This window comes from Sporolactobacillus shoreicorticis, from assembly GCF_024125445.1.
GTDB classification, from domain to species: Bacteria; Bacillota; Bacilli; order Bacillales; family Sporolactobacillaceae; genus Sporolactobacillus; species Sporolactobacillus shoreicorticis.
In genome coordinates this window covers 219328-233432 of sequence record NZ_JAMXWM010000004.1, presented here as the reverse complement: position 1 = coordinate 233432, position 14105 = coordinate 219328, and the positions used below count along the sequence as shown (strand labels likewise).

Sequence of the window (14105 nt, the reverse complement as noted above, 5' to 3'; positions counted from 1 at the left end):
AGTCTGTGTATGCTTCTTTATGAGCTCTTAAGTCAAGAAAAGCAACGGAATGCGCATTCCATAGCGAACCTGAAGAGGGATGAATGTAGTGTCAACGATAAAATTACCTTATGACAAAAAACAACTGAATTTATCCATTGATGAAGCACATTTAGCCGGCATTCTCAAATCGGAGACCGAAATCAGCGAAGCCCACCAATCAGAATCAGAGATTGTTGAGGCTTCACTTGATCATCCAATTGGTTCTCCAAAATTGGAAAAACTGGTAAAAGGCAAGAGAAAGATTGTCATTATCAGTTCTGATCACACGCGGCCGGTTCCATCAAAAATCACAATGCCGATCCTTTTGCGGCGTATTCGTTCCGTTGAACCCAATGCAGAGATTAAGATTCTTGTTGCAACTGGATTTCATCGGCCATCCACTCATGAAGAACTTGTCAATAAATATGGGGAACGTATTGTTGCTGACGAACAAATCGTGATGCATGTGTCCACCGATGATGCATCGATGATTAAAATCGGGACCCTTCCCTCCGGCGGCCCTTGTATTGTAAATAAAACAGCAATCGAAGCTGATTTACTGATTGCCGAGGGATTCATTGAATCGCATTTCTTTGCAGGCTTTTCCGGCGGTCGAAAATCAGTACTTCCAGGTATTGCATCGTACAAGACAATCATGGCCAACCACTGCGGTGAATTTATTGATTCAGATCAGGCGCGTACAGGCAATCTTCACCATAATCCGATTCATAAGGATATGCTCTACGCGGCAAAAACGGCAAAGCTGAAATTTATTCTTAATGTCGTTCTGGATGAGAGCAAAAAGGTGATCAAAAGTTTCGCCGGGGATCTGGAAGAAGCACACAAGACAGGCTGTCGTTTCGTTGAACAGATGGCCGAGGTGAAAAAGGTGCCGAGTGAAATTACCGTAGTAACCAACGGCGGCTACCCTCTTGATCAGAATATCTACCAAGCGGTCAAAGGAATGACCGCAGCAGAAGCAACAAACAACGAAGGCGGAGTCATTATCATGGTTGCCGGCTGTGCCGACGGACATGGCGGCGAAGGATTCTATCACAATATCGCAGACGTCGATGATCCAGCAGAGTTCCTCGAAAAAGCAACACACACTGCTCGTCAGGAAACCGTTCCGGATCAATGGACATCGCAAATTTTGGCACGAATTCTTTCCAGACATCATGTCATTATTGTGTCTGACCTCGTTGATCCGAACCTGGTTACCTCCATGCATATGGAACTTGCCCTTACACTGGACGAGGCACTGGAAAAAGCATTCGCGCGTATGGGAGAGGATGCGAACGTAACCGTGATCCCTGATGGTCTTGGCGTTATTGTGAAATAAACGGTGAATGTCTCAGAAAAGAGCATTCATCGATTCATTAAAGGAGCTGTACTTATGCTGCCCTCGCAAGCTTCTAAACTAGATAAATTAAAAACACTGTTGCGCGGATACAAGAAAATAGCGATTGCATTTTCCGGCGGTGTCGACAGTACCTTTTTATTAAAAGTAGCTCAAGAAGAATTGCAGAACGGTGCCCTAGCACTGACCATCCAATCGCCGACGGTCACCGAAGACGATTTAAAAGATGTGAAGTCTTTTCTAAAAAACAATACGATTAATTACAAAATTATTCAAATGAATCAACTCGAGAAAGCCGATTTCCGGCACAATTCGGCAAACCGCTGCTATTATTGCAAGGCGATGGAATTCAGCGAGATGTCCAAAGAAGCGCAGAGGCAAGGGATTCATTGGCTGGCTGCCGGAATTAATCTTGACGACAAAGGCGACTTCCGCCCGGGCATGCGCGCACTGAAAGAGATCGGTGTCGTCAGTCCGCTTAAAGAAGCGGGAATGACAAAAGCGGATATCCGCTTCTTTTCAAAGATGTATCATCTGCCGACATGGAACAAGCCGGCCAGTGCGTGTCTTGCTTCACGAGTTCAATACGGAGAACAGATCACCGAGGAAAAGTTAAAGAAAATCAGCGAAGCAGAACATGTTTTGAAAGAGCTGAACATCCGTAATCTGCGTGTGCGCTATCATCATGGAAATATCGCAAGGATTGAGGTTGCGCCGGAGGAACGGCAGATCTTCTTTGATGCCGAAGTGATGGATCGTGTGGCCGAGCAGTTTCGAAAAATCGGATTTGCTTATACGACACTCGACCTGCAAGGCTACCGACGAGGCAGTTTAAATGAAAACCTGGATAATAAAACAAAGATCAAAGTGAGCATGAACAGTCATGTATGAAGACAACTTAAGAGCCTTGTTGTCTCAAGTTAAAGACGGAACACTGGATCTTGATGAAGCAATCGGCCATTTAAAAACACTGCCGTTCGAAAATCTTGGCTTCGCCAAAATTGACCATCATCGAAAGCTTCGCAACGGATTTCCTGAAGTCATTTATTGCGAAGGAAAAACGGTGCACCAAACACAGAAGATTGCCAAGGTTCTCGCCCGCACAGGAAACACCGTTCTTGCAACACGTGCTTCGGAACAAGACTATCGAGGCGTATTGGAAGTTGTTCCCGAAGCCGTCTATTACCCTGAGGCGCGCTGTATCGTCATTCATCCATCGAGCCCAAACACGTCCAGCACGCATTATCTTGCCATTGTCACTGCCGGAACCTCGGACATTGGCGTGGCTGAAGAAGCAGCAGTTACCGCCGAAGCGTTTGGCAACTCGGTAGAACGCATCTATGATGTCGGCGTTGCTGGCATTCATCGGTTATTCGCTCAGCTCGATAAAATCAGAAAAGCGGACGTCATTATCGTTATCGCAGGTATGGAAGGTGCATTAGCCAGTGTCGTCGGTGGTTTGGTTGACCGGCCGGTCATAGCCGTTCCGACAAGCGTCGGATACGGCTCCAGCTTCAACGGTCTCGCCGCTCTGCTTTCCATGCTGAACAGTTGTTCCAGCGGCGTAAGCGTCGTTAATATTGATAATGGTTTTGGCGCCGCATACAATGCCAGTTTAATTATAAAAGAATTGGAGAACAGGTGTCAATTATGAAGATTTTGTATTTAGACTGCTTCTCAGGAATCAGCGGAGATATGCTTTTAGGCCTGTTAATCGACTTGGGGCTTAAAGAAAGCGATCTGACCGGAGAATTAAGAAAAATGAATATGGGCGGCTACACGGTTCATTTTTCAAAAAAAAGGACAGGAGCAATTTGCGGCAGCGATGTCACGGTCATGCTTACTCATGAAGCCCACGGGAAGGGGCATCACCATGGGCTTCATCGTAATTTGTCAGATTGCTGTAAAATCATCCATGAAAGTTCTCTGTCCGAGTGGGTCAAAACGATGTCCGTACGTGTGTTTGAAGAAGTTGCTCAAGCAGAAGCGCATGTTCATGGCAAGTCAATTGACGATGTGCACTTTCATGAGGTTGGTGCAGTGGACAGTATTGTTGATATAGTCGGAACATTTATCGGTTTAGAGAAATTGGGCATAAAGAAGATTCATGCCTCGCCTCTTCACGATGGTCACGGCTTTATTACGTGTGCCCATGGTCAGATGCCCGTCCCTGTTCCTGCCGTTGCACAAATGCTCGCCTCAGGCAGCCGAGCGATTCCCTATATTCAAGATGATGTAGCAACCGAACTGGTTACACCAACCGGAATGGCCATTGTTAAAACCATCGCCAGCAAGTTTGGAGCTGTTCCCATGATGAATATTCAACGAATCGGATACGGAACAGGAAAACGTAGTACAGGCCGAATAAATGCTCTGCGAGGGATTCTTGGTGAACAAGGGCAGCCAGAGAACAGTACACAGGATGAAGTCGTTCTGCTTGAAGCAAATATTGATGACCAAACAGGTGAAATCCTTGGCTACGCAATGAATCACCTACTTTGTCAAGGAGCTCTGGACGCCTATTACACACCGATCTATATGAAAAAAAACCGTCCGGCAGTTAAACTCTCGGTACTGGCGAAACCTGAAGATGAAGAAAAAATTACTGAAATTATTTTCAAAGAAACGACAACTCTTGGCGTGCGTGTCTTTCATTGTCCGCGCTATAAAATGCACCGTGAATTTATTCAGCTGGCCACACCATACGGCCAAATTCATGTCAAACACGCGATACGGAATAATGTTGAAAAATGGGCGCCGGAATTTGATGATTGCGCTTTTCTTGCAGAAGAAAACCAGGTGCCGCTGACGGCTGTCTATGATGCCGCGCGCCAAAGTATTCTACAGTTACAGAAAAATCAAACTGCCGACACGATGTAAAAAATTGGTCTGCACAAATAAAATTCAATGGATATCGCAATGAAAGGAAAGAAAACAAGATGACTTACTCATTAACCGTTCGTTGTATCAGTGAACTCATCGGTACAGCAATTATGATTATTTTAGGAAACGGTGCCGTTGCAAACGTTGAATTAAAAGGCACCAAGGGCTACCACAACGGATGGATGATTATCGCGGTCGGTTACGGTTTCGGGGTCATGATTCCTGTCATGATGTTTGGGCCGATCAGCGGCTGCCAAATTAATCCGGCAATTACATTGGGAACCGCTGTTGGAGGTCTTTTTCCATGGTCCGACGTACTTCCCTATATTATCTCCCAAATGATCGGAGCGATGCTCGGGCAGATCTTATTAATTTTTGCTTATAAACCTTTTTATGATCAAACAGATAATCATCAGGCAGTTTTGGGTACTTGTTCCACCATTTCAGCATCAGGCAGCCAATGGGATGGCTTTGTCAATGAATTTCTCGGTACGTTTATTCTTGTCTTCGGGGCGATGCTGATCACACATTCGACTGTATTGACCCATGAAACGGGCGTCGCTCAACTCGGATTAGGGTTCCTTGTATGGGCACTTGTCGCTTCACTCGGAGGTCCGACCGGTCCCGGACTGAATCCTGCACGTGATCTAGGACCACGTATTGTACATGCCCTTTTCCCACTGCGACAGAAAGGTACTTCTGATTGGAATTATTCATGGATTCCTGTCGTTTCGCCGATCATTGCTGCTATCTGTGCCGTTCTACTTTTTAAAGGAATCTATTAATTTCCATTTATGTTCGATTTTTTGTCATGAAATGAGGGTTTTCCAATGAAACCAACTATTCAAATTTATCGGCACAGTGTCGTTTACATTATGACATGTATTCTGTTCAATGTAATGAGTTTCGTTCTTTTCTTCATTGTATCAGGCCTTCATCCGGCAATTATGGGCGCAGGTTTAATTGCCTATCTGCTTGGCTTGCGCCATGCATTTGATGCGGATCATATTGCAGCGATCGACAATACCGTACGCAAACTCGTTGAGCAGAAACAGGATTCTTCCGGGGTCGGTTTTTTCTTTTCGTTCGGCCATTCAACCGTGGTCATCATTATGTCCTTACTTATGAGCCTGTTTGTTCACTGGTCTCAACAACAATTTGGTATCATCAGTCAAATTGGCGGCCTTTTCGGTCCATTTATTTCAGGGATGTTTCTACTTTTGATTGCTACATTAAATTTAATTACGCTCTCAAATTTAATTAGAGCATTTAGAAAGAGAGACACAGATATGGTCAATGAAGAAATGACAGACGCAGCACCCTATGGATTTTTAACACGGATCTTCCATCGTCTGTTTCATTTTGTCAATCGCAGTTGGCACATTTATCCGATAGGTTTCTTGTTCGGATTAGGTTTTGACACGACAACCGAAGTCGCTGTTCTTGCCCTGTCTGCCGAATTGACAAAGGGATTCTTTTCAGTTCCGGCTATTCTCTCTATCCCTTTATTATTTACGTCGGGCATGATTATTGTTGATACGCTGGATTCTGTCATGATGTCGCGCGCCTACAAAATGGCGCTACTGAATCCCGCTGGAAAAATTATTTATAATTTAATCATTACAAGTTTATCTGTCTCTGCAGCCGTGTTTATAGGCTTTACAGAATTGGTGCAAACATTTTCCAGTCTTTTTCAATGGAAGGGTTCGTTCTGGCATTTTATCAGTTCGTTAAATTTGAATTCAATCGGCTATTTACTTGTCTCATTATTGCTCACATCATGGGTGATCGCACTTATTCTGTGGCGGAAGGATAAAGCAATACTGAGACAATAGTCATGATCAAATTGTTTTGCTTACAGCTCATACAATTTGTGTATCTGGTACTTCGATCATTGACAAGAACTACGCCCCTGGCTTAAAAGATGGGTCTTTTAAGCCAGGGGCGCTCTGTTTTTTTATCGTAACCATGTAAATTAAGTGCGAGCAAATGAGCGTTAAATCATAAAGATCGGGATGCCCACAAAGCATTAATCAAAACGTTTTCCTTTGAACATATTTTTAATCATGACAAGCAGCATCGGCAGAAGCGACACAAAGACGATCAATAGCATCATTAACGAAAAATTATCCTTAATGAAGGGTATCTGTCCGAAAAAGAAGCCGGCCATCAGTCCTGCCAGTGTCCAAACGACGCCGCCTAATACATTGTAGAAGATAAAGAACGGGTAATGCATCCGGCTTGCCCCTGCAATAAATGGAATAAACGTGCGGATGAACGGTGCAAAACGACCGAGAAATACGGCAAAACCGCCATATTTATTGAAAAAATGCTGCGCCTTCTCCATCTTTTCTTTATTAATCAATTTGTGAAAACGATTATGCTTCTCCAATGATTGTCCAATCTCACGGCCGACCCAATAATTAATGGTATCGCCAAGCACCGCGGCAATCGCTATTAAAATCACGAGCAGCCAAATATTGAGTTCCGTTCCACTGTGAGCGGCAATCGCACCGGCAGCAAACAGCAGCGAATCGCCAGGCAGAAACGGACAGATCACCAGCCCCGTTTCAATGAAGATCACAATAAATAAAATCGCATACGTCCATGCGCCATATTGATTCACAATTTGAGTGAGAAATTGATCAATATGCAGAAAGACATCAATAAACCAAGATACAGAATTCATCAATACGTCTCCTCGCCAATTTGTCCTGTTTCAAACAAGTATACAAAATGTCTGTTGGAAAAGCTGTAACCTAAATAACCTAATCTTCATCGTACCTGATTTTCAATCATTAGAAAACCCTAATTTTCATTCTCTCAATACGAAACAATGACTTTTAAGAATCTCTTAACAAAAAAAGAGCCCGAGACGGGAATCTCGGGCATGTGCGGGCAAACTCAGCCGATTGCTTCTTTCATAAAAGCTGTAATCGTTTCTTCTCTGGAATCGCTCAGCGTTTTACCTGTTGTCTGATCAACAAAAGTCGGAACCGTCATGAATTGATATTTTTCTTTCAGCTGCGCAAATCGTTCTTCATCATCTTCACGCACAAACACTTCAATTTGATCATTATATTTCCCGTCAAGCGCATGGTTCAGCACCATCTTCGCCCGATCACAATAGGGACATACTGTTTTTGTTATCATCAATACTTTTTTGTCAGCCATTATGTTCACTCCTTTCTTCTATTGTAACCAATGATCAGCGATTCTGTCATGCAACCTGTTTCACGACCATTGAACAGATTCCATGTGGGAAAACTGATATATACTTGGAGCAAAACCTTAAAATGGAGGAAGCATAAATGAACCTGTTTGATGCAAAACAGCCGGAATTGCTGAATATTTCATGTACGCTCCGTCTCCGTAAATTCAATAGGGTCGCCCCTCAAGCTTTAGTTTGGTATCAGAATGAAGAAACATTGCGGCTTGTCTGCCGGAACAACCCCGCACCGTTTGATCTTGTGCGTTTAAAACGGATGTATGATTACCTTGAGCAGCATGGCGAATTGTACTACATTGAATGTGCGGATAACGGATGGTTCCATGCTATAGGGGACGTTACACTATGTCCTCATGATCTGCCGATCGTCATCGGCGATCCCGCGTATCGCGGTAAGGGAATCGGAAGCCAGGTCATTCGTGCCTTAACGATACGAGCCATGAATTATGGGATAAAAGAACTCTACGTGGAAGACATCTATGATGATAATATCGGATCGAGACGCGCATTCCAAAAATGCGGTTTCACGGCAAGCAAGAAAACGCAATTCGGCCATTCATATCGGCTGACCAAAACTACGTTAACTGTTCACTGAATTCTATTGACAGTTCAAAAGGCAAATAGTAAAATCATCCTTAATCCCCTGCAGGTAAGTAGGGTTTATGGACTTAATAAAATCATTTATTTAATTTAAAAGGAGAATCAAACAATGAGCAATCCAAAAAATTCATTTGGTGTGCGCGACATTGTACTTGTCGCACTCTTTGCTGCAGTGACATACCTTGGTATCTCTGCTCTTAGAATCCCGCTTCCGGCAGCTGTTGGTGCACCGTTCATTCATTTTGGCAATTCGCTGCTCGTTCTCGCCGTCCTGCTTCTTGGGGGATTCCGCGGAGGCCTGGCGGGCGCGATCGGTCTTGGACTTTTCGATCTGCTGAGCGGCTATGCGTCGACTGCACCGGTGACCGTCATCCTTGCATTCCTTGTTGCAGGCATCGTGACCTTCGCCTTCCGTCTGCTGAAACATGTTGACAAACCATTGAATATCTTCATTCTTGCTCTGATCGCAGGTGCATCAAAAATCGTACTTGAGTTTCTGCATGGCTTGATTGTATTATTGCTTGGCGGCAGCGCGTTTGGCGCATCCGTTGTCGGTGCGTTTACCAGTCTGCCGGCAACAGCGATAAATGCGGTCTCAACCGTGATCATTGTTTCCGTGCTGTATTTTCCATTAAAGAAGGGATTATCGGTCTTCGATTCCAATAAAGGGATTTCCAAAGTCTGATTAAACCGTGTATGATTAAGTTCGGACGGGTATTTCGTCCGAACTTTTTTCATTTTTTCATATCCGTAATTATTCTTAACGATAAGGAGAGTTCACATGAGCGCTCTGATTGAAACGAAAAATCTCCACTTTCAATATTTGCATCACCAGTCGCAAAATGAATGGATCTTAAATGGGATTGATTTGACAATTCAAAACGGTGAATTCATTGCTATTCTCGGATCAAACGGATGCGGAAAATCAACGCTCGCGAAGCATTTCAACGCATTGCTGATGCCCTCAGACGGCACCGTACGGGTAAACGGCATGGATACGGGTGACGAAAAAAAACAATTTGAGATTAAAAAGCTGATCGGAATGGTATTTCAGAATCCTGACAATCAATTGATCTCAACGATCGTTGAAGAAGATGTTGCCTTTGCACCGGAAAATTTAGGCATGCCGCCTTCAGAAATTCGTGAACGTGTGGACTGGGCACTTGAAGCCGTGGATATGTTTGATTATAAAAGGCATACGCCGTTTAAATTATCAGGGGGACAAAAACAGCGTGTGGCAATCGCTGGAATTCTCGCGATGCGTCCGCAATGCATTGTCCTTGATGAGCCAACATCAATGCTGGATCCAAAGGGTCGCACTGATGTCATGCAGACAATTTGCCGGCTTAATCATGAATTCGGGATCACGATCGTGCTGATTACGCATCACATGGAGGAAGCTGCACAGGCAAAACGGGTACTTATGATGGATCATGGACGAATTGCATTCGATGATACACCGGAACGCACCTTTGAGCAAATTGAACGCTTAAAGAAACTAAAGCTGGATGTCCCACAAATTACCGAATTAGCCCATCGCCTGCAGCAGCGCGGCATTCGTATTCCAAACGGAATGACTCAGGTCGGCCAATGCGTGGAGGCCTTGGCTGCTGCTTTGGAGGAACGTTATGGCCATCATTGAACTCAGAGATATCAGCTTCCGTTATGGTACCGGCACACCCTTTGAGAAACAGGCACTTCAAGACATTTGTTTATCCGTTGAACATGGTGCGTTCATCGGAATCATTGGTCATACCGGATCAGGAAAATCAACACTGATTCGTCACTTTAACGGATTGCTCCGACCTGATTCCGGACAAGTACTTGTAAACAACGAAGATATCTGGAAACATCCTAAGCAAATTCGCTCGATTCGTTTTCAGATCGGGCTTGTCTTTCAATATCCGGAAACACAAATCTTTGCAGATACGGTCGCTCGCGATATTGCCTATGGGCCTAAAAATATGGGACTTGATCAGGAAACGATTAATCAGCGCGTTCGTGAAGCTTTGTCCTTCGTCGGTCTTGATGATTCTTATCTGGATCGCAACCCGTTTCGCCTGTCAGGCGGAGAGATGCGCCGTGTTGCTATTGCCGGTGTCATGGCGATGAGACCGGCAATACTGGTACTGGACGAACCAACGGCCGGACTGGATCCTGAGGGATGCCGCAACCTGTTTGATCATTTGGAACAGTACCGGCGAAAAACAAACACAGCGATCGTCATGGTTTCTCATAGTATGGAGGAAATTGCCGAGCATGTGCAGCGAGTGCTTGTCCTTGATAAAGGAAGAATTGTCCTTGAAGGATCCGTTCCTTCTGTTTTTGCCCATGCAGGTATACTCAATCAGTTCGGTCTTGATGTTCCGCAAATCACTAAAGCCCTGCTTGGCCTTAAAAAAAAGGGATATCCGGTCGACACCTCTGCCGTTACAGTGGATCAAGCGGAAAACGAGCTCTTAAGATTATTTGAAGGGAAAGATGATGAATGACGCGTGATATTACAGTTGGTCAATTTCTTCCGGGCCAATCGCTCTTGCATCGGCTTGATCCGCGGACAAAAATTGTCCTGACCCTTGTTTTTATTATTCAAGTGTTCGTATCCAAAAGTGCGCTAAGCCTATGTTTTCTCATCGTCTTGCTCGGAGTTCTGATCGCCTGTTCCCATGTACCGGCGAAAAAAGTATTTCGAGCCGTTCGACCAATGATTCCGGTCATTATCTTCACGGCGTTAATTAATATTTTCTACGTCTCAGGGAATCCTGTATTCCACTATTCCTTTATTCGGATTACAGATCAAGGCCTATTTATCGGTTTTACATTGTTCGTTCGTTTAACCGCACTCATTGCCGGATGTTCGCTGATCACATACACAACTTCGCTAAATCAGCTTGCTGCGGGACTTGAACAGCTTCTCGCTCCACTTAAACGATTCCATTTCCCGGTTAATGAACTTTCAATGACTCTATCGATCACACTCCGTTTTTTGCCGACGATCGCCGAAGAACTTGATCGCATTATTGACGCGCAAAAAGCACGCGGTGCTGATCTTAGCAGCGCAAACCTATATAAAAAAGTTCATGCCTATTTTCCGATCATCCTCCCTTTGTTCATGTCTGCCTTCAGACGTGCATTCGAGTTGACAAACGCGATTGAATGCCGCTGTTATCAAGGCGGAATCGGCCGAACGAAAATGAATGTGCTCAGGCTGTCTCGATTAGACTACCAAGCAATCGTCTTTTTTTGTGTTGCTTTTGGTCTCTCCATCGCTTTCAATTTGTATTTTCCAACTTTTTTCTAATCATTCATGAATTGACGTTGAATACGTTAATCGGTATATTTGCCCTCCCAATATCGGAACTGGATACATATAATGCAGTATCTGATTGATGAGGGGGTGTTTTCATGGGCTGTCCAGATAAAGGCGGTGCCAGCTACAGTGGCGGAATCGGCAACGGCTTTGCTCTGCTCGTTGTACTGTTCATCTTGTTAGTTATCGTTGGTGCTGCATTCTGTTACTGATCCGTTTGAGTTCTGAAGCAACTCATCCATCCGGCACCCATTGATGCCGCTGTCTCTAGTTAAATGCATAGCCTCCTGAAAAAGAGCGTCCGGACTGTGGACGCTCTTTTTTGCACAACCGATCTAACGAACTGCTTAATTTAGCATTATTTTCCTATACCGTTCATTCGCATAGCAGCAATTGCCGCTTGTCGTCAAAAAAGTGAAACAAGTATTCCGACATACTCTTTCAATGCGGTGAATGCGGTTCCGCCGTTTGAGGGGACAAACTGCCCGGGATACAGGAAAACCTTCCTGCTTACCAAGTAATCAGTCGGATAAGCCGTAACATGCATGCCCTGCTTATTAAAAATCAGGACTGCACGCGGCATATGAAAAGCAGATGTGACGAGAATAGGTCTGTGAAAATGAAAACGGTCAAGCAATTGCTTCGTATTTCTAGCATTCGTTTTTGTCGTAATGCTTTTCTTTTCCACAATAATTTCAGATCTCGGCACACCAAGCGCAATCAGCTGTCTTTTCCCGATTTCTGCTTCAACCCCACTATCCGGATAAACCTTCCCTCCTGACAGAATAATCGGCAATCTCGTTTGCCTGTACAATCTGTATGTAGTGAGCAGCCGATTCGCTGCGCTTCCGGAGAGCTGACCGTTTCCATTCATATCCGGGGTGCCAAGCGTCGCTCCGCCGCCAAGCATGGCAATCACGTCACCTTTTGGAACAGCGGGAGGCTGATAGCGTTCTTCAAGTGGGTGCACAAGCAGAATTCCGGTTAACGGAATAAAGGAAAAATACATAAAAAGCATAAGTCCGCCAGTTAGATAAGCTGCTCTTCGCTTCTTTTGAAATAATAGAAAACTGACTACGGCAAGCAGTGTCACAAATAATCCGGGCGGCAACAAAAATCCATAAATAAATTTAATGCCGTATTCCATAGCTCACCTCTCCCGATCAGACAATCCTGACTGATTCTTCACCATGTAATTGATTGTAACATCTTGAAAAAGGAATGTGGTCCAATAGACGGAACAATTACAGAAAAGAGGCCGCAATCATTTGATATCGTCATGAAAATAGTACACGGTAACCGAGATTGAGCCGTTATCCCACTTTTACTCTGAAAAACTGTTCTTTAAGTGCATAAAAAAACCGAGAGCACTGTTTTATTTTTATGGAAATCCGTTCGCCAATGAGCGTAGTCGTTTCATAGTTGAAATTTCGTGCGCTGGCATCACGTTTTCGTGCATAGGATTATCTTTTCATGCATTGAATCACCGTTTTTGTGAGTAGGATCAGCTTGTCACTCTGTTCGTGCGTTGATTTCGCAATGATGTTTTATCACGACACAATGTCCGCAGATTATTGGACGAACAATCTTCACCCGCTTTTTAATTCCGAGACAACAAAAAAAGCACGCATTTTGCATGCCTTTAAATCGCATCCCAATTAAAACAATGTATTCCATGTCTTCATACCAACGATTCCATCCACTGTCAGTCCATGGCGTTTTTGATATGCCTTAACAGCTTCCTCTGTCTTCAGGCCAAAGATACCGTCCACAGCTAGTGACAGCGCCCGTTGAACCCGTTCCACATCCTTCCCCTGACTGCCTCGTCTAAGGAGCACTCCGGGATAAGCAACCACCGCCGTTCCCGATGATGCAGCCGACTTCGCTTTCCGAGTTACGGCTTTGGTTAATGCTGCCCGGGTATCTGGCCCGACAATACCATCGACCGCAATTTTATAATCACTTTGCAACGCGCGCACCGCACGTTCCGTGGCCGTTCCGAAAATACCATCGACGCCTGCCTTGCCGATAGAATAACCGGCTTTAATCAAATCCTGTTGCAGTTTTTTGACCGCTGAACCGGTTGATTTATTTTGTAACAATGGGCTCTTCTTAGACGATGTTGCGTCCTGTTTCGCAGGTGCAGATTTTGCTGATTGATTTGGCGCATTTTCTGCAATGATCGTTTTATTAAGGATTCCTTCAGCAATCGCCTTTCCGATCACATCGGTTTTCGCTGAAACAATTTCCGCATCGGTTTTTGTATCCACAAACCCGCATTCCACGAGAATTGCCTGCGGCTTGGTATTTCTGAGAACATAGAGGCTTGTATTTTTCTTAATCCCGCGACTTCTCAATCCGGTTATCGCGCAAATATGATTCAAAACGCGTGTGGCTACCGCATCGGTTTTGCTGTCATACTGATAAACTTCGATTCCGGTTCCGCCTCCAGCATTCAAATGAATCGAAACAGCCAAAGTAAGGTCGGTATGGGCATTCACGTTTCGCACAATCGCAGACAAATTTTCATTTTGAGTCTTGCCTACGTCATCCGTGTCGTCATAAACGGTTTGGCCGTCAGCTCGTAAATACTTAATGGTGGCATCTTTAATCATACGATCCACCACTTCCTCCTTAATATATCCCTGCGCGCCCGGTACAAATGCATTATGTCCGGCATGAATACTGTATTTTGCCATGTC

16 protein-coding genes are annotated in these 14105 nt (G+C 44.5%); 12 read left to right on the top strand and 4 right to left on the bottom strand.

The window, feature by feature from the left end; all coding sequences use genetic code 11:
- The first annotated feature begins 88 nt into the window (after window positions 1-88).
- From larA to NIE88_RS05415, 6 genes are read left to right on the top strand one after another with little or no spacing between them, the layout of a single operon-like run.
- Window positions 89-1363, top strand: a complete 1275-nt coding sequence (larA, locus tag NIE88_RS05440; RefSeq protein ID WP_253059899.1) for a nickel-dependent lactate racemase — start codon at window positions 89-91, stop codon at window positions 1361-1363.
- A 54-nt stretch (window positions 1364-1417) separates the two neighbouring features.
- Entirely contained in the window at window positions 1418-2272 is an 855-nt protein-coding gene (larE, locus tag NIE88_RS05435; RefSeq protein ID WP_253059897.1) for an ATP-dependent sacrificial sulfur transferase LarE, read from the top strand.
- Window positions 2265-3035, top strand: coding sequence for a nickel pincer cofactor biosynthesis protein LarB (gene larB, locus NIE88_RS05430; RefSeq protein WP_253059895.1), 771 nt, complete (start codon window positions 2265-2267; stop codon window positions 3033-3035). The genes larE and larB overlap by 8 nt, the downstream gene beginning before the upstream one ends.
- Complete coding sequence (gene larC, locus NIE88_RS05425) at window positions 3032-4261, top strand: nickel pincer cofactor biosynthesis protein LarC (RefSeq protein ID WP_253059892.1); 1230 nt, start codon at window positions 3032-3034, stop codon at window positions 4259-4261. The genes larB and larC overlap by 4 nt, the downstream gene beginning before the upstream one ends.
- Window positions 4262-4320: 59 nt before the next feature.
- Window positions 4321-5049 carry an MIP/aquaporin family protein gene (locus tag NIE88_RS05420; RefSeq protein WP_253059891.1) on the top strand — a complete coding sequence of 243 codons (729 nt, stop codon included), beginning with the start codon at window positions 4321-4323 and terminating at the stop codon, window positions 5047-5049.
- 45 nt (window positions 5050-5094) lie between these two features.
- Window positions 5095-6099: a HoxN/HupN/NixA family nickel/cobalt transporter gene (locus NIE88_RS05415; protein WP_253059889.1), complete on the top strand. Its 1005-nt coding sequence runs from the start codon at window positions 5095-5097 to the stop codon at window positions 6097-6099.
- 194 nt (window positions 6100-6293) lie between these two features.
- Here the strand turns inward: NIE88_RS05415 and NIE88_RS05410 are convergent, their stop codons facing one another.
- Window positions 6294-6953 carry a VTT domain-containing protein gene (locus NIE88_RS05410; RefSeq protein WP_253059887.1) on the bottom strand — a complete coding sequence of 220 codons (660 nt, stop codon included), beginning with the start codon at window positions 6951-6953 and terminating at the stop codon, window positions 6294-6296.
- Between the two features lie 215 nt (window positions 6954-7168).
- Window positions 7169-7438, bottom strand: coding sequence for a glutaredoxin family protein (locus NIE88_RS05405; RefSeq protein WP_253059885.1), 270 nt, complete (start codon window positions 7436-7438; stop codon window positions 7169-7171).
- A gap of 137 nt (window positions 7439-7575) precedes the next feature.
- Between NIE88_RS05405 and NIE88_RS05400 the strand changes: the two genes are divergently transcribed.
- The 6 genes from NIE88_RS05400 to NIE88_RS05375 all read left to right on the top strand — a co-directional run bounded on the left by NIE88_RS05400 (window position 7576) and on the right by NIE88_RS05375 (window position 11615).
- Entirely contained in the window at window positions 7576-8088 is a 513-nt protein-coding gene (locus NIE88_RS05400) for a GNAT family N-acetyltransferase (RefSeq protein WP_253059883.1), read from the top strand.
- Between the two features lie 114 nt (window positions 8089-8202).
- Window positions 8203-8778 (top strand): ECF transporter S component, encoded by a 576-nt coding sequence (locus NIE88_RS05395; protein ID WP_253059881.1) that lies wholly within the window; start codon window positions 8203-8205, stop codon window positions 8776-8778.
- A gap of 96 nt (window positions 8779-8874) precedes the next feature.
- The gene (locus NIE88_RS05390; protein WP_253059879.1) at window positions 8875-9735 is read left to right on the top strand and encodes an energy-coupling factor transporter ATPase; all 861 of its coding nucleotides are present in this window, start codon (window positions 8875-8877) and stop codon (window positions 9733-9735) included.
- On the top strand, window positions 9722-10585 hold the full coding sequence (locus tag NIE88_RS05385; protein WP_253059877.1) for an energy-coupling factor transporter ATPase: 864 nt from the start codon (window positions 9722-9724) through the stop codon (window positions 10583-10585). Before NIE88_RS05390 ends, NIE88_RS05385 begins: the two co-directional genes overlap by 14 nt.
- Entirely contained in the window at window positions 10582-11394 is an 813-nt protein-coding gene (locus NIE88_RS05380) for an energy-coupling factor transporter transmembrane component T family protein (protein ID WP_253059873.1), read from the top strand. Before NIE88_RS05385 ends, NIE88_RS05380 begins: the two co-directional genes overlap by 4 nt.
- Window positions 11395-11498: 104 nt before the next feature.
- A complete protein-coding gene (locus tag NIE88_RS05375) occupies window positions 11499-11615 on the top strand; it encodes a YjcZ family sporulation protein (protein WP_253059871.1) in 117 nt (38 codons plus the stop codon).
- 194 nt (window positions 11616-11809) lie between these two features.
- Here NIE88_RS05375 and NIE88_RS05370 read toward each other — a convergent pair whose 3' ends face one another.
- A complete protein-coding gene (locus NIE88_RS05370; protein WP_253059869.1) occupies window positions 11810-12550 on the bottom strand; it encodes a YdcF family protein in 741 nt (246 codons plus the stop codon).
- A gap of 511 nt (window positions 12551-13061) precedes the next feature.
- Window positions 13062-14102: an N-acetylmuramoyl-L-alanine amidase gene (locus tag NIE88_RS05365; protein ID WP_253059867.1), complete on the bottom strand. Its 1041-nt coding sequence runs from the start codon at window positions 14100-14102 to the stop codon at window positions 13062-13064.
- Between the last annotated feature and the right edge of the window lie 3 nt (window positions 14103-14105).